Source organism: Embleya scabrispora DSM 41855, from assembly GCF_000372745.1.
GTDB classification, from domain to species: domain Bacteria; phylum Actinomycetota; class Actinomycetes; order Streptomycetales; family Streptomycetaceae; genus Embleya; species Embleya scabrispora.
In genome coordinates, this window is record NZ_KB889640.1 from 96,911 (window position 1) to 111,602 (window position 14,692).

Here is a 14,692-nt window from a genome sequence, read left to right on the forward strand (position 1 = left end):
AGGCGCCGCTTCGGCACACCTCCGGCCCGAGAACCTTCGGCCCGAGAACCCTTCGGCCCGCATGCCGAGGGGCGCCGCCGGCGCGGCGCCCCTCGGGCGGGTTCAAGGGTCAGACCGGCGTCTCCTCGTCCGCGCGGTCGTCGGAGTTGTCGACCGGATGCATGGTCCGCTCGACCTCGCTCATGCACGGGACACAGAACGTCTCCCGTCGGCGGGTGCCGTCCACCTCCCGACCGGCCGGCAGGGTCACGCCGCACAGCGCGACGTCCTCGCTCTCCATCGCGTGCCACACCACGCTCTGTGCGTCCTGGACCGCTCTCATCACGTGCATGTCCGCTCCCGTGTCGTGAGATCCATCGACCTCACCATGTAAGCCGCTGCCGGCTCACCCTGCACTCCCAGCGGCTCCCGCTTCCCGGTCGATCCGCGCTCCGCGGGCGCCCGAACAGGGAGAATCCCCGGTCGGACCCCTGGGCCGCGCGGGTGACGTCGGGCGTCGGGCCGCGCCCGCGTGCGGCCGTTCGGGGCAACCGACCCGTCGGTCGGAGCTGGTGACGCGGGACACGTATCGGTGTGGCCGTCGGGCGTGGAAGACTCACTGTGAGTGTTCGCGCGCTCCGGGGTCGGTGTAATTCCGAACCGGCGGTGACAGTCCGCGACCCGACCGCAGCCGGCGGCCGGTTGACCCGGTGAAAATCCGGGACCGACGGTGAAAGTCCGGATGGAAGGCAGTGCGCGGCGACACGTCGACTCCTGCGGTCGGGCGCTGCCCGAACGCGGAGCGAACGTGCTCGCTTCTCCCGGAACGGCGTCGGCGCACGGGAGAACGGGCCGTTGTCGGATCCGGATCCTCCCGTACGCCGTGGCCGTCCCCCGCGGCATGCGTCGAAGACGTCTGCCCGCGTGGGCGGCCCCTCCTTGGCCCGGAACCACGCGTACGACCGATCCCCTCGTCGGGTGCGGTCGTTGCGCGAAACCACAGGAGAGTTCGCATGACACAGCAAGTTCACGAGCAGCCGCCCGGCACGGAGGTCGAACGCCTGGAGCAGGTGACGCGGGCGATCGAGGCGTTTGCCCGCGTCGACTTCGTGATCGTCTTCGACGACGAATCCCGGGAGAACGAGGGTGACCTCATGGTGGCCGCGGAGCACACCACCGAGGAGGCCATGCGGTTCATCTTGGCGAACACCGCCGGAGTGGTCTGCGTGGCCATGCCGGACGAGACGCTCGCCCGACTGGAGTTGCCGCCGATGACGACGCGGAACACCGGGCTGCACGAGACCGCGTTCACCGTCTCGGTCGATCTGAAGGAGGGTGCCACCACCGGCATTTCCGCAGCCGAACGGGCGCGTACGATTCGGGCGTTGGCCGACCCGGGGACTCGGCCGGAGGACCTGGGTCGCCCCGGGCACGTGTTCCCGATCCGGGCCGTGCCAGGCGGCGTGTTGGCGCGGGACGGGCATACCGAGGCGGGCGTGGACCTGTCCCGGCTCGCCGGATTGTCCGGGGCCACCGCGATGTGCGAAGTGGTGCTCGCGGACTGGAGCATGGCTCGCCTGGGCGATCTGGTCGCGCTGGCCGAGCGGGAGGAACTGCACCTGATCTCGGTGGGTGACCTGGCGGCGTACCGCGCGACGGTCGAGGTGCGATCGGACCTGACCTGAGCGATCCCCGGCCGGGCACGGCGTGTTCGTGTCCCGGCCGGGGCCCGGCGGCGCGCCGGGGTGCGTGCGGTGACCTCGGATCGTGCCGGGTCAGTCGGCGAGCAGGCCGGTGCGCAGGCCCGCCAGGGTGCGACCGAGCAGTCGGGAGACGTGCATCTGGGAGATGCCGAGCCGTTCGGCGATCTGCGACTGGGTCAGTTCCCGGCCGAAGCGCAGTGCCAGGATGGTCCGCTCGCGTTCCGGGAGGGCGGCGATCAGCGGCTTGAGCGCGTGCAGGTCCTCGACCCGGGCGAAGCCGGGATCGACGAACGAGGCCCGCGCCGCATGCGCCTGGAGGGGCCCGTCGTCGGCGGCGGGGGCGTCCAGCGAGTCGGCGGTGTAGCCGGCCGCCGCGGCCAGGCCCTCGATCACCTGTGCGACATCCAGGTCCAGCCGCGCGGCGAGGTCGGCCGCGGTGGGTTCGCGATCGTGCTCGGCGGTGAACGCGTCCCGGGCCTCGGCCAGTTCCAGGCGCAGTTCCTGAAGGCGGCGCGGGACGTGCACGGCCCACGTGTTGTCCCGGAAGAAGCGCTTGATCTCACCCGAGATGGTGGGCACCGCGAAGGTGGGAAACTCGTACCCGAACGCCGGGTCGAAACGGTCGATCGCCTTGATCAGGCCGATCGTGCCGACCTGGACGATCTCCTGCGCCTCCTCCCGGCGCGAGCCGTGGCGGGCCGCCACGAAGCGCACCAGCGGGAGGTTCAGTTCGATCAGGGTGTTGCGCGCGTACTGGCGTTCCGGCGTGCCCTCCTCCAGCGCCTTCAGGCGCTCGAAGAGCAACTTGGACATCGCCCGGGCGTCGCTCCGGGTCGGCGGTCCGGCGTCGTCGGCGACGGACGGTTCGAGCCGGGCGCGCGCGGCGGTGCCGGCAGGCGATTCGCTCGTAGGGGGCACTGCGACACCGGCGGTCTCCTCGACCAGAGCGGTGCCGGCCGGGGAGTCGGTCACGATCCCAACGGTCATGTCACGTCCTTCCGGTGCGTCTCGCGCGGCGGGTGTCTGCGTCACACCCGATCCATGCACCATACACACGTTCCGTTGGGAGGCTACGCCCGGGCCACTGCCGCGCTCGACTGTCGGCCGTCGCCGTACGCGCAACCGCGTTCAGAGCCGGATCAGACCCGCGTCCGTCGGCCTGAAGCCGCACGCGTCGACATAGAACCGGCGCAGCCCGTCCTCGAAGTCGACGTGCAGCCACTCGCACTTCGCGGCCCGGGCCTCGCGCACCGCCACCGCGATCAACTCCGCCCCGATCCCGCTCCGACGATTTCGCCGGGCCACCACGGTGTCCAGGACGAACGCGTGCACTCCCCCGTCCCAGGCCACGTTGACGAAGCCGACCAGGCGATCGTCCTGCCATGCGCACACCCAGCCCAGGCTGTGCCGACACAGCTGGGATCGCCAGTCGATCGGCAGCGGCGGATGCTCGAATCCCTCGGCATGCAGCGCGTTGACGGCGGAGTTGTCGAAGTCGCCCCGCCATTCGAAGGTCACCGTCATGCGGCAATCCTAGGAAGCGCGCGGGCCGCTGCCCACGGAACGGGTCCGGCGGGCTACTCGGAGGTGCCCTCCGCGAAGAGCATCCGCAGCGGCAGCGCGGTCTTGCGGATCTCCCGGGCCCGGCGGTACTCGGCGGATTCGTACCAGCGGGTGATCCGTGCCAGGTCCGGGAATTCGATCACGATCAACCGCGAGGAGGCCCAGATGCCCTCCTGGGGTGGACGCCGACCGCCGGCGCCGGGGTCGACGAGGCACGTCGCTCGGCGCGCCGCGTCGGGGGCGTGGCGGACGTCGGGCTCCGCCGCGGACGCGGTGGAGGCACTCCTCAACACTCGTCGGCCGGCGCGGTCGGAACAACGTCGAATCGCGGAAGGAACGCTGCACCGCGCCAAACGATCCGCGCCGAGTCAGCGACGCCGACGCGGCCGGGGCATCGGCCCCTCGCGCTTGAGCGTCTCGACGATCGGCGTGGTCTCCACGTTCGTGATGCCCTCGACCGAGCCCAGCGAACGGGCGAGGAAGTCGTACAGGTCGGCGGCATCCCGACACAGCACGCTCAGCAGGAAGTTCGAACGACCGGTGACCACGGCACCGAACACCACGCGGGCATCGGCCGCCACCACGTCGGCGACCGCGTCCAGGGCGGACGGCCGCACGTTCATCCACAGGAACGCGGGCAGGCCGTACCCCAGATTCACCGGATCCGTCTCCACCTCGAAGAACAACACGCCCGAGGCACGCAGCAGTTCCACCCGCCGACGCGCCGCCGACTCCGAGATGCCGCAGGCCCGGGCCAGCTCCGCGTACGAGGCGCGACCGTCCTCGGCCAAGGCCGCGAACAGTTCCCGGTCACCGTCCACCCACGCGGGCGCCGGCGCGTCCCACGACGCCTTCGGCGCGGTCCGGGTCAGCTCGTCGACCTGATCCGCGGTCAGTCCGATGTTCTGCGCCTGCCAACAGCTCATCGGCCCGCCCACGACCACGCGCAGCGTGCAGTGGGTCTCCACCCCGACCACCCCGGCCACCCGGCCCAGTTGCCGGGACAGGTCGTCGCCCGGGTACTCGGGGCCCTTCGGCCCGGTCACGCACAACACGTCGGTTCCGGCCGCCGGCACGTGCACCCAGGAGACGTCCGGCCGCCGGCCCAGACCCTGCGCGACCGCGTCCACCGCGCCCGGCGTACACCGCACCCGCAGGACCCACGATGTCTGGCCGGTGCGGCGCAGGTCGGTGACCGGCACCACCCGGATGCCATCGTTCGCGCGCATCCGGCGGTAGTGCCGCAGCACGGTCGCGTCGGAGACGCCCAGCACCTCGGCAATCCGCGCGAAGGGCACCCGGCCGTCGATGTCGAGTGCGTGCACGATACCCAGGTCGACGGCGTCGAAATTGATTGATCCCACCGCACGGAGCCTATCCGTAACAGGAATCCGCCACATGGAGACGTACTCCTCGACCGGATCCCGCACATCGGCGACTGTTTCCGTCAGCGGGATGAGCGGGTGGCGGCCGGTGGCGGCCGACGTCAGCCCGACTCGTCCGATTCATTCCGTTCAGCCGACTCGGCTCATCGGACCAATTCAGCCGACTCATCCGGTCGTCCGGCTCGTCCGGCATGCCCGGTTGTTCGGTCAAGGAGTCATCGTGCGCAAGTGGGGACCGCTCTTCGCGATCTGCCTCGGATCGTTCATGCTGCTCGTCGACGTCACGATCGTCATCGTCGCCATGCCGGACATGAGTACCGACCTGGGCTCCTCGTACACCGATTTGCAGTGGGTGCTGGACGCCTACTCGCTCGCGCCGGCCGCGCTCATGCTCGGCGCCGGGTCCCTGGCCGACCGGGTCGGGCGCAGACGGGTCTTCGGCGTCGGCACGGTGGTGTTCACCGCCGCGTCGCTGATCTGCGCGCTCGCCTCCGACACGGCGACGCTGATCGCGGGGCGGGCACTGCAGGGCGTCGGCGGTGCGGCGATGTTCGCCACCACGATCGCCCTGCTCGGACACGCCTACCAGGGCCGGGACCGGGGTGTCGCGTTCGGCGTGTGGGGTTCGATCAGCGGGGCCGCGGCGGCGGTGGGCCCCATCCTCGGCGGCCTGCTCACGCAACACTTCGGCTGGCAGGCGATCTTCCTGATCAATGTGCCCATCGGCGTGCTCACGGTGGCGATGTCCCGGCGGATGCTCGCCGAATCACACGGCAACCGCTCGGCCCGCCCGGACCTGCTGGGCATGTTCACCTTCACCCTCGGCGCGGCGCTGCTCACCTACGGGTTCATCCGCGCGGGCAGCGATGGCTGGACCGAGCGCGGGACGCTCGGCGTGTTCGTCGGCGCCGTGCTCGCGTTCGCGCTGTTCGTGTCGGCCGAGATCCGGGTCGCCGAGCCGATGATCGACCTCGCGCTGTTCCGCCGGGGGGCTTTCGGCGCGATCATGGCCGCCGGTCTGTTGATCCAGTTCGCCGCGTTCGCCGCGTTCCCGCAGATGTCGGTGTGGCTCCAGTCGGTGCTCGGCCACGACCCGGTCGAGGCCGGACTGGCGCTGCTGCCATTGGCCGCCACCTCGTTCGTGGTGTCCGCGCTGGCGGGCCGCTTCCTGCACGGAGTCGGACCCAAGTGGCCGCTCGGGATCGGTGCGGCGTTCATCGGCGTCGGCAGCCTCGCGCTGACCCTCGTCGACGCGGGATCGCACTGGACGGCACTGGCTCCCGGCCTGGTCCTGGGTGGGGTCGGGGTGGGCCTGGCCATGCCGCAGATGGCCGGTGCGGCGCTGGCCGCCGTGCCGCCCGCGCGAGCCGGGATGGCCGGCGGAGCACTGAACACATTCCGCCAACTGGGCTTCGCGCTGGGCATCGCCGTGGTGGGCGTGGTCTTCCGCGACGGCGCGGCCGACTCGTTGCGCGATGCCACCGCGATCGGCGACCCGCACACCACCGCCGAGGCGTTGGGCGGCGGTCGGGCCCAGGGCATCGTGGCGGCGGCGCCGGCCGGATCCAGGGACGCCGTACAGGGCGCGCTGCGCGAGGCGTTCGCGGCGGGCCTGGACCGCGCGTTCGTGCTGTGCGGGGTGCTCGGCCTCGCGGCGGGCGCGCTCGTCCTGCTGACCGTGCGGTCCGCGCCCGCGTCCCGCGCCGGCGAGCCGACCCGCCCCGCGCCCGAGCAGGAGGCCGCCCCCGCGCCGGTGGCGAAGTGACATCCCCCGCCGCCCGGCCGGGCCCGTGGTCCGCGGGCGCTCCCGGGCGGCGGGCGCTCCGGAAGGCGGAGGGTGGGCGCAGGCCGAGCACTCCGGTGCCAAATGCCCGCACTGTTGCGAAAGTTGCCGTCCGGCGAGCGAGGCGCTCATGTCACGGTGCGTTGCCCAGGGCCTGACGCAGCGGTAGGGCGCCGGTGGCGATGTGGATTCCGCGGGACACGATCCGCGCGTTGGTCGAGTCGAGCAGGGACAGCTGGGACAGCGGCGCCGGGCCGTCGTCATGCAGCGAACAGCACAGCAGCAGCATCGTGCGCAACGCCCCCGGCGGGAACGGCGCGTCGGCGGCGGTGACCACCTCGCGCAGCGTCCGCCAGCGCACCGCCGCGTAGCGGCCGTCGTCGGACCAGTCCAGGCACACCGCGTACAGCTCGGGACGGCGTACGAACGAGCCTTCCTCGGTGAGGATGTACGTGGTCGCCTGCGCGGAGTGGCTGCCCTCGGCCGCGCGGTAGAGCGCGGCTTCGATCACCTCCGAGGACATGGCCGGTACGGAGGCCCCGTCGTTGTGTCGGGCGGCGCGGGCCGCGACGCGGTCCACGCGGTGCTTGGCGTCGGTTCGGTTGCGCCGGCTGCTCGGGCGACGGTCGGTGCTCATGAGACAACCCTTCGGGCCGGGTCCGGAGCCCACGTGTGGGCGGGGGCGAGCAGGTGCGCCGGTTCCACCTGGAACAGTTGGGCCAGGCGCTCCACATCGTTGAGGTCGAAGGGGAGTTCACCGGTGAATCGACGCCACGCCCAGGACCGGCCGTGGCCCAGCGCCTCGCCGATCGCGCCGTCCGTGTAGCCGTCACGGCGCGCGAGCATGCGCACGTTGCGCACCACGATCATCCGGATCGGTTCGTCCGTGTCCGGATCCGCGTCAGAGGGGGCCGAGTTGGGTATCGGCTCCGCCATTCTGGTCCCACGCACCCCAGGCGCAACATCTCTCATCTCCGCAGAGTAGATCGCCGGTTGCGGGAGCGGTAGACCGGGAGGAGGACAATCATCCCTCTCTGCGGGAAAGTTGCCGCGTCACACGAACACGCGGTACCACCGCGACGCTGTCTTGAGACGGGATGTCGACCGGGCACGCACGGTTCGTCGCGAGAGCGGGTCCCGGTGGGCCAAGGCCCGGACCACCGTCGGGAGTTCGGGCCGGGTGCCCGGGAAATCGACCGCCCCGGGCGGTGCGGACCCGGCCGAGCTGCTCGGTTCGGCCGAGGCCCCGAGGTCGACCCGGGCCCGCTCACCGCCCCGGGCCGACGCGGAGCGTGCGCACCGGGACGCCGGAGACCGGGGACGACGGGTGGGCGTCGTGACTGCGGCGCTCGATCGCTCAGCCGACGCGCCGACCCTCGCCGACGGGCGGAACGGTCCGGGCCGGGTCGTCGGGACCCGAGGGTCGGCGCGCGCTGGACGGGGTGTCGGCCGAGGGAGCGCCGGGCGGGTGGGACGGAGGGCGCGAGGCGGGCGGCGGGCCCGACGGTGCCGTGGTCGGCGGCGACGACGCCGTGGCGACGGGCGTGGGCGCGGGCGCGGGCGCGGACGTGCTCGGCGTCGGCGCACCGGTCTGCGGAGCGGGTGCGGCCGGCGGCACCCGCACCGGGCGCGGGGCGTCCGAGTCGGCGGCCGTGCCGAGCACCGCCCAACCCGCCGCGGCCACGGCAAGTGCCGCCACCGGCAACGCCAGTCGCAGCGGGACGCGGCGCCCGCGCACCGGCACGGCCGGCAGCGGCACTTCCCCAACGCGCACCGTCTCGGCGGTCACCGCGTCGGCCCGTCGGCCCATCCAGTCGCGCAGTTCGGCCTCCAGCGCGGCGTGCTCGGGCGTGCCCGACCGCAGGGGCTCGGCACCGTGTCGCGTCACGTGTCGTCCTCCATAAGCAATCGGTGCAGCGTGGTCAGCCCGCGGCTCGCGGTGGATTTCACCGTGCCGGACGGGATGCCCAGCGTGCCGGCGATCTCGGTCTCGCTGAGGTTCTCCCAGTAGCGCAGCACCAGCACCTCACGTTGGCGCCGGGTCAGTCGCCCCAGCGCGTGCCGCAGCCGCCGGTCGCGTTCGGCCCGCAGCGCGTCGTCCTCGGGCGAGGCCACCGGCGGCGGCACCGGCGGTATCCAGGCCCGGGCGGTCCGCCGTCGGCGCAGCACCGATCGGGCGCCGTTGACCACGCAGCGCCGTAGGTAGGCGGGTGGGTCGTCGAGTTCGCCCAGACGCGCGCCGTATCGGCGGAAGGCCGCCGTGAACGCCTCCTGCACGACGTCCTCCGCGGTCTCCTGATCGTCCACCAGCAGCGTGGCCAGGCGCACCAGGCGCATCCGATGCGCGTGGTAGAGCTGCGCCATGGTCGGCGGCGGCTCACCGGGCTCCCGGGTCCGGCGACGGAACAGGCCGAACGCACGCCGACGGGGCGGGGTGTCTTCGACGGGCGGCGCCGGATGGATCGGGATCGGATCGTGCCGGCCCCGGACGTGGGATTCCTGGATGGCCGTGAACTCCTCGGGTGTGTATCGATGGGGTGCGGTGCCGCGGGCCGCCGGCGTACGTGCGCGAGCACCCCGCCGTCGAGGTGCAGGCCGGCGGTGCGCCGTGGCCTGCCGGTGTACCGGAGACGTCGACGTCCTCGGTACACCGGCCGGTTCCACGCACCGATCAGGTCGCGGTACGCCCGCGACGTTTGCCGAGCACGACGGCGCCGCCGCCGAGCAGGAGCAGCCCCGCGGCGCCGCCGATGTACAGCGCGGTCTTGTCGTCACCGCCGGTCTCGGCCAGGCGCGGCGGCACCGCCGACGGGGTGGCCGACGGGTCGCGCGGAGGGGTGGTCGGCGCCGCTGACGGTTCGCGCGGCGGGGTGGTCGGCGCCGCCGACGGGTCGCCCGGACGGGCGGGCGGGGACGCCGACGGGGCACCCGGACGGGCGGGCGGAGTCGCGACCTGTGGGGCCGTCGGGGGTGCGGTGGCCGGGGTGGCCCGGCTGTCCGCGGCACGGGCCTGGCCGGCCGGCGGGGCGTCGGCGGCCATGGCCGGGCTCTGCGGCAACAGCACGGCCGAGGCCGCGAGTACGAGGCCGGCGCCGAGGACGCGACCGGCCCGGATCCGGGCCCGGCCGCCGTGTGGCGATGCGGTCTTGCGGCGCGGAAGGCGCGGGGAAGGATTGAACACCGTTCTCCTTGTGGAGCATCGAACGGGCCGCCGTGCACACGGAGGCCGCCACCATCGGGTGACGGACATCCAGACGCGTGACTTCGCACCGGGTTCCCGATCCCGGCGAACTTTTTTCACCGGACCGAAAACGTCCTCGTCATCGCTCCGCGAGCGCCCCGGTACCCGGCCCCGACAGCCGGCCGTTACCGAAAGCACACCGAATTCGCCGTCGCACGGCCCGGATCGAGTCACATCCGGTCGATCACACACGTCACATACGCGAGGGCGTACGGCCCGAGCCCGATCGCGGGGGTTGCCGCGGCTGGGACCGGTCGGCACGGGGCGCGGACGAGAGGGACATCGCGAATGAGCACAGGGGAACGGACCGGGGCGGCCAAGGGCGGGGCGAACACCGCCCTGCCCGTCCCGGACGGCGCGGGCGTGCGCTTCGCCGACGCCGTCGACAGTCGGCTGGGCATCTACGGCGTCGCCAAGCGGCATTTGCGGAAGGTCTTTCCGGACCACTGGACCTTCATGCTCGGCGAGATCGCCCTGTACAGCTTCATCGTGCTGTTGCTGACCGGTGTCTTCCTGACGCTGTTCTTCAAGCCGAGCATGCAGGAGGTCGTCTACGACGGCTCCTACGTACCGCTCCAGGGCATCCACATGTCCCAGGCGTACGCCTCGACGCTGGACATCAGCTTCGATACGCGCGGCGGCCTGATGATCCGCCAGATCCACCACTGGGCGGCGCTGATCTTCATCGCGGCCCTGTTCGTGCACATGTTCCGAATCTTCTTCACCGGAGCGTTCCGCAAGCCGCGGGACATCAACTGGCTGTTCGGCTTCCTGCTGCTGATCCTGGCCATGCTCAACGGCTTCACCGGCTACTCGCTGCCGGACGACCTGCTCTCCGGCACCGGTCTGCGGATCGCCGAGGGCGTGATCCTGGCCATCCCGCTGGTCGGCACGTACGTGCAGTTCTTCCTGTTCGGCGGGGAGTTCCCGGGCGAGGACATCGTGCCCCGGCTGTTCACCATCCATGTGCTGCTGGTCCCCGCCATCATGGTCGGCCTGGTCACCGTGCACCTGACCCTGGTCTGGTATCAAAAGCACACCCAGTTCGTCGGAGCAGGCAAGACCGAGAAGAACGTGGTCGGCCAGCCGTTCCTGCCCGTCTACGCGGCCAAGGCGGGCGGCTTCTTCTTCCTCGTGTTCGGAGTGACCGCACTGCTGGGCGGGATGGTGCAGATCAACCCGATCTGGGCCTACGGTCCGTACAACCCGGGCCAGATCAGCGCGGGCTCGCAGCCGGACTGGTACATCGGCTTCATCGAGGGCGCGCTGCGCATCATGCCCAACTGGGAATGGAACATCTGGGGCCACACGCTCAGCTTCAACGTGCTGATCCCGTCCCTGATCGTGCCCGGCGTGCTGTTCACCGTGATCGCCGCCTACCCGTGGATCGAGGCGTGGATCACCGGCGACCGGCGCGAGCACCACCTGTTGGACCGCCCGCGCAACATGCCGGTCCGTACCGGCCTGGGCGTCGCCTGGATCGTGGCCTACGGCGTGTTGTGGGTCTGCGGCGGCAACGACGTGATCGCCACCCACTTCCACCTGTCGATCAACACGATCACCTGGATCGGCCGCTTCGCCTTCCTGATCGGGCCGTTCCTGGCCTACCTGGCCACGGTGCGGATCTGCAAGGGTCTGCAGCGCCGCGACCGGGACAAGGTCCTGCACGGTCGCGAGACCGGCGTGATCAAGAAGCTCCCGCACGGCGAGTTCGTCGAGATCCACGAACCGCTGGAAGCCGGGGTGCGGCACACCCTCACCGCCCACGAACAGCCGAAGCCGTACGAGTTGGAGCCGGCCGAGGACGAGAACGGGGTGGCCCGCAAGACCAAGCGTTCGCAGAAGCTGCGTTCGAGGATGTCGCACTGGTACTTCGCCGAGCCGATCGCGAAGCCTACGGCCGCGCAATACCGGGAACTCACCGGCGACCACGAACACCCGTAACGGGCCGCCGTCGCCCAAGCGAACCGATCACCGGCAGCCCCACCCCCGAGGAGACCCGTCATGTCCTCGACCGTCCCACCCCGCGCGCACCCCGGTCGGACCGGCCGCGGGCCGCGCGTGGACCCCGTCCTGATCCACGCCGTGCACCACGCCCTGCGCCGCGACCTGCGCGCGCTGGTGGTCTGGGCCCGGACCAGCGTGCCGGTGGCCACTCCCGGCTGGACGGACTTCTGCCGATACCTCACCGTCCACCACGAGGCCGAGGACACCGTGTTGTGGCCGCTCCTGCGTGCCGCGGCGGACCCCGGTCCGGGCCTGCGCCGGTTGGTCATCGCATTCGAGGACGAGCATCGGCACGTGGCCGAACTGGTGGCCACGGTCGACGACTGCCTGTCCGGACGCGGACCCGCCAGTCGCACACTCGAGCACGCGACCCGGCTGGCCGCGACGTTGACCGCGCACCTCCACCACGAGGAGACGACCGTCCTGCCCCTGGTGGCGAACCTGGTCAAGCCCGGCGACTGGGCGCACTTCGACATCGCCCAGCGGCAGCCGCTCGGCCTCGGCAGCGGAGCGGCGTTCCTGTCCTGGCTCCTGGAAGGACTTCCGCCGGACCGGGAGGCCGCGGTCCGGTCCCAGTTCCCGCCGGCCGTGCGCCTCGCCCACCGCGCACTGCGCGCCCGCCACACCCGTCGGGTCCGCTGGTAACCCGATCCGCACCGACCGATCCGCGTCGCGGAATCGGGGGAAGCACGGCGTCATACCGAAACGGATATACCGCACTTCGGATTCGGCATTTGAATGTGATGTCTCCCGGGGTCAGGATCCATGTTAACGCGCTGTGAACATCGGCCGCCGCAGCGGCTTTGCGGAGTGAACGCCCGCCCCCCGAGTGGATAGGTCACCCATGCGTAATTCGGCTCCAACTGAGAGCGTGGACCACGGCGAAAAGGCCGCAAGCAGAACGGCCGTCGCGACACTGGCCGGGACCACGCTCGAATGGTACGACTTCTTTCTCTACGGCACGGCCGCCGCACTCATCTTCGACAAACAATTCTTCCCTTCGCTGAGTCCGGCGGCGGGCACTCTCGCGTCATTCGGCACGCTGGCCGTCGGTTTCGTCGCACGACCGCTGGGCGGGCTGGTCTTCGGCCATTTCGGCGACCGCATCGGCCGAAAGGCGACCCTCGTGGTGTCGCTGCTGCTGATGGGAGTCGGCTCGACCCTGATCGGCGTCATTCCCAACTACGACACGATCGGATATTGGGCACCGGTCCTGCTCGTGCTGCTGCGCATCATCCAGGGCATCGGCCTCGGCGGCGAGGGCGCCGGCGCGACGCTGATGTCCATGGAGCACGCGCCCGCCGGGAAGCGGAACCTCTACGCGGGATTTCCGCAGATGGGAACGCCTGCGGGGCTGGTCCTGGCGAACATGGTCTTCCTCGCCACCAGCACGGGGATGAGCGATCACGCGTTCACCGGGTGGGGCTGGCGCATCCCGTTCCTGATGAGTTTCATCCTGGTCGCGGCAGGTCTGGTGATTCGGCTGCGGGTCACCGAATCGCCATCCTTCAATCGTGCTCTCGAACAGGACCACGTGGTCCGTTTCCCGCTCGCCGAGGCATTCAAGGTCGGCCTCCCCCGACTCGGCCTCACCGTGCTCGCCGTGGTCGCCAACTCGGCCGTCGCCTATGTGTTCATGGTGTTCACGCTGTCCTACGGCACCAAGCATCTCGACTATGAGAAGCGCTTTTTGATCCTGAGCATCTCGGCCGCCGCCGTGCTTTGGTTCGTGAGCATTCCGCTGTGGACGCGAATTGCCGACCGATACGGCAGACGCACCATGTTCATCGGCGGCTCGGCCGCCATCCTGGCCTGGTGCATCGCCTTCTTCCCGCTGCTGAACACCGGGAATTCGGCACTCGCGGTGCTCGCCCTCGCCGGCATGGGCCTCATCATTCCCATCACGCACTGTGTCCAGGGCGGCATCATCGCCGACACCTTCCCGGTGCACGTTCGCTACTCGGGATCCTCGCTGATCCTGCAATTCGGCGCCGTCCTCGGCGGCGGACTGGCACCGACGATCTCCACCGCGCTGTTGAACGCCGGCCACTCCTCGACCGGTGTCACGTGGTACCTCGTCGCGATGTGCGCGATCAGCCTGGCCGGCGCCATCGCCCTGTTCCGCGTGGTCCCCGAGGGCGCGCCGGAACCGGCCGCACGCCCCGCGCCGGCCGTCGTCAAGGCGTGAGGACGCCCGTCGGGATCGATCGCGCTCCGGCGGTGGGCCGCGCTCCGGGTCAGGAACGGCCGCGTGGTTTGCCGCGCTTGGCGCCCTTGGTCGCGCCGGGGCCACCGCGGGCGCCCTTCCCGGCCGCCCCGCCGGCCGCGCCGGGCTTGCGCCTGGCGCCGGAGGCGTCGGGGCGCTGCGACTTGGCCTTGTCCTTCGGTTGCGGCGGGGTCGGGGTCCGCCCGCGCGAGCTGTTGACCGTGCGGCCTCTCACGATCCCGATGAACTCCTCCACCAGGTCCGTGGTCCGCTCCTGTGGCCACGACAACGCGACGCGCGACTCGGGCGCGTCGGTCACCGGCCGGTAGGTGAGGTCCCTGCGGTGGTGCAGGCGGGCGAGCGACTGCGGGACGACGAGCAGACCCACCCCCGCCGCCACCAGTTCGACGGCGTCCTCCGTGGTCGCGGGCCGCTCCTTCGCGGGCACCCCCGGGCGCTGCTCCCACTCCAGGGTGTCGTCGAGCGGGTGCAGTACGACGGCGTCGGCGAAGTCCTCGGCGACCACCTCGTCCACCGCCGCCACGTCGTGGTCCTTGGGCACCACGACCACCGTGGTCTCGGCGTACAGCGGGATCGCGCTCAGGTCGGTCCGCTCGATCGGCAGCCGCACCAACCCCGCGTCGGCCTCACCCGCGCGCAGCACGTCGGCCGCGGCGGCGGCGGACACCGCGATCAGGGTCAACGGGACATCGGGCAGCCGCTCGTTCCAGACCCGCACCCATTTGGCGGGGGTCACCCCCGGAACGTAGGCGAGCCGGAACGGGGTGGGTACTTCCGAGCCTGTCACCACGTCAGGCTACCGGC

The 14,692-nt window shown here is 71.4% G+C and carries 16 protein-coding genes and 1 riboswitch; of the genes, 5 read left to right on the plus strand and 11 right to left on the minus strand.

The annotated features are described in order from the left end of the window. Positions 1–109: 109 nt before the first annotated feature. Positions 110–331, minus strand: coding sequence for a hypothetical protein (locus A3IC_RS54540; RefSeq protein ID WP_020550851.1), 222 nt, complete (start codon positions 329–331; stop codon positions 110–112). 277 nt (positions 332–608) lie between these two features. After that, positions 609–739, plus strand: a riboswitch (FMN riboswitch). Between the two features lie 253 nt (positions 740–992). Here A3IC_RS54540 and ribB point away from each other — a divergent pair. After that, positions 993–1,664, plus strand: a complete 672-nt coding sequence (ribB, locus tag A3IC_RS54545; RefSeq protein ID WP_020550852.1) for a 3,4-dihydroxy-2-butanone-4-phosphate synthase — start codon at positions 993–995, stop codon at positions 1,662–1,664. Positions 1,665–1,754: 90 nt separating this feature from the next. Here ribB and A3IC_RS0114945 read toward each other — a convergent pair whose 3' ends face one another. From A3IC_RS0114945 to A3IC_RS54555, 4 genes are all read right to left on the minus strand, one after another. Further along, positions 1,755–2,669, minus strand: a complete 915-nt coding sequence (locus tag A3IC_RS0114945; protein WP_020550853.1) for a SigB/SigF/SigG family RNA polymerase sigma factor — start codon at positions 2,667–2,669, stop codon at positions 1,755–1,757. Between the two features lie 141 nt (positions 2,670–2,810). Continuing rightward, complete coding sequence (locus A3IC_RS0114950) at positions 2,811–3,206, minus strand: GNAT family N-acetyltransferase (RefSeq protein ID WP_020550854.1); 396 nt, start codon at positions 3,204–3,206, stop codon at positions 2,811–2,813. Between the two features lie 53 nt (positions 3,207–3,259). After that, positions 3,260–3,535: a DUF1330 domain-containing protein gene (locus tag A3IC_RS54550; protein WP_205354198.1), complete on the minus strand. Its 276-nt coding sequence runs from the start codon at positions 3,533–3,535 to the stop codon at positions 3,260–3,262. A 78-nt stretch (positions 3,536–3,613) separates the two neighbouring features. Then, positions 3,614–4,609: an Lrp/AsnC family transcriptional regulator gene (locus A3IC_RS54555; protein WP_020550856.1), complete on the minus strand. Its 996-nt coding sequence runs from the start codon at positions 4,607–4,609 to the stop codon at positions 3,614–3,616. A gap of 241 nt (positions 4,610–4,850) precedes the next feature. Here A3IC_RS54555 and A3IC_RS0114965 point away from each other — a divergent pair, with 241 nt between their 5' ends. Beyond that, positions 4,851–6,395, plus strand: a complete 1,545-nt coding sequence (locus tag A3IC_RS0114965; protein ID WP_020550857.1) for an MFS transporter — start codon at positions 4,851–4,853, stop codon at positions 6,393–6,395. 151 nt (positions 6,396–6,546) lie between these two features. Here A3IC_RS0114965 and A3IC_RS0114970 read toward each other — a convergent pair whose 3' ends face one another. From A3IC_RS0114970 to A3IC_RS62310, 5 genes are all read right to left on the minus strand, one after another. Continuing rightward, positions 6,547–7,050 carry a hypothetical protein gene (locus A3IC_RS0114970; RefSeq protein ID WP_020550858.1) on the minus strand — a complete coding sequence of 168 codons (504 nt, stop codon included), beginning with the start codon at positions 7,048–7,050 and terminating at the stop codon, positions 6,547–6,549. Beyond that, positions 7,047–7,349, minus strand: a complete 303-nt coding sequence (locus A3IC_RS0114975; RefSeq protein WP_020550859.1) for a helix-turn-helix domain-containing protein — start codon at positions 7,347–7,349, stop codon at positions 7,047–7,049. Before A3IC_RS0114975 ends, A3IC_RS0114970 begins: the two co-directional genes overlap by 4 nt. Before the next feature lie 421 nt (positions 7,350–7,770). Then, positions 7,771–8,301, minus strand: coding sequence for a hypothetical protein (locus A3IC_RS62305; RefSeq protein ID WP_020550860.1), 531 nt, complete (start codon positions 8,299–8,301; stop codon positions 7,771–7,773). After that, a complete protein-coding gene (locus A3IC_RS54565; protein ID WP_079026453.1) occupies positions 8,298–8,777 on the minus strand; it encodes an RNA polymerase sigma factor in 480 nt (159 codons plus the stop codon). The genes A3IC_RS62305 and A3IC_RS54565 overlap by 4 nt, the downstream gene beginning before the upstream one ends. Positions 8,778–9,084: 307 nt before the next feature. Then, positions 9,085–9,594, minus strand: a complete 510-nt coding sequence (locus A3IC_RS62310) for an LAETG motif-containing sortase-dependent surface protein (RefSeq protein ID WP_020550862.1) — start codon at positions 9,592–9,594, stop codon at positions 9,085–9,087. Positions 9,595–9,942: 348 nt separating this feature from the next. Here A3IC_RS62310 and qcrB point away from each other — a divergent pair, with 348 nt between their 5' ends. The 3 genes from qcrB (at position 9,943) to A3IC_RS0115005 (ending at position 13,849) form a co-directional block, all read left to right on the plus strand. After that, positions 9,943–11,598, plus strand: coding sequence for a cytochrome bc1 complex cytochrome b subunit (gene qcrB, locus A3IC_RS0114995; RefSeq protein WP_020550863.1), 1,656 nt, complete (start codon positions 9,943–9,945; stop codon positions 11,596–11,598). A gap of 60 nt (positions 11,599–11,658) precedes the next feature. Beyond that, on the plus strand, positions 11,659–12,306 hold the full coding sequence (locus A3IC_RS62315) for a hemerythrin domain-containing protein (protein ID WP_020550864.1): 648 nt from the start codon (positions 11,659–11,661) through the stop codon (positions 12,304–12,306). A 199-nt stretch (positions 12,307–12,505) separates the two neighbouring features. After that, on the plus strand, positions 12,506–13,849 hold the full coding sequence (locus tag A3IC_RS0115005) for an MFS transporter (RefSeq protein WP_052173495.1): 1,344 nt from the start codon (positions 12,506–12,508) through the stop codon (positions 13,847–13,849). A gap of 49 nt (positions 13,850–13,898) precedes the next feature. Here the strand turns inward: A3IC_RS0115005 and A3IC_RS0115010 are convergent, their stop codons facing one another. Beyond that, positions 13,899–14,675: a LysR family substrate-binding domain-containing protein gene (locus tag A3IC_RS0115010; protein WP_026218277.1), complete on the minus strand. Its 777-nt coding sequence runs from the start codon at positions 14,673–14,675 to the stop codon at positions 13,899–13,901. Between the last annotated feature and the right edge of the window lie 17 nt (positions 14,676–14,692).

Excerpts from the sequence above, each read along its gene's own strand:
- A3IC_RS54540 (WP_020550851.1), bottom strand. The coding sequence starts at position 331 with ATGCACGTGATGAGAGCGGTCCAGGACGCACAGAGCGTGGTGTGGCAC.
- ribB (WP_020550852.1), top strand. The coding sequence starts at position 993 with ATGACACAGCAAGTTCACGAGCAGCCGCCCGGCACGGAGGTCGAACGC.
- A3IC_RS0114945 (WP_020550853.1), bottom strand. The coding sequence starts at position 2,669 with ATGACCGTTGGGATCGTGACCGACTCCCCGGCCGGCACCGCTCTGGTC.
- A3IC_RS0114950 (WP_020550854.1), bottom strand. The coding sequence starts at position 3,206 with ATGACGGTGACCTTCGAATGGCGGGGCGACTTCGACAACTCCGCCGTC.
- A3IC_RS0114970 (WP_020550858.1), bottom strand. The coding sequence starts at position 7,050 with ATGAGCACCGACCGTCGCCCGAGCAGCCGGCGCAACCGAACCGACGCC.
- A3IC_RS0114975 (WP_020550859.1), bottom strand. The coding sequence starts at position 7,349 with ATGGCGGAGCCGATACCCAACTCGGCCCCCTCTGACGCGGATCCGGAC.
- A3IC_RS54565 (WP_079026453.1), bottom strand. The coding sequence starts at position 8,777 with ATGGCGCAGCTCTACCACGCGCATCGGATGCGCCTGGTGCGCCTGGCC.
- qcrB (WP_020550863.1), top strand. The coding sequence starts at position 9,943 with ATGAGCACAGGGGAACGGACCGGGGCGGCCAAGGGCGGGGCGAACACC.
- A3IC_RS62315 (WP_020550864.1), top strand. The coding sequence starts at position 11,659 with ATGTCCTCGACCGTCCCACCCCGCGCGCACCCCGGTCGGACCGGCCGC.
- A3IC_RS0115005 (WP_052173495.1), top strand. The coding sequence starts at position 12,506 with ATGCGTAATTCGGCTCCAACTGAGAGCGTGGACCACGGCGAAAAGGCC.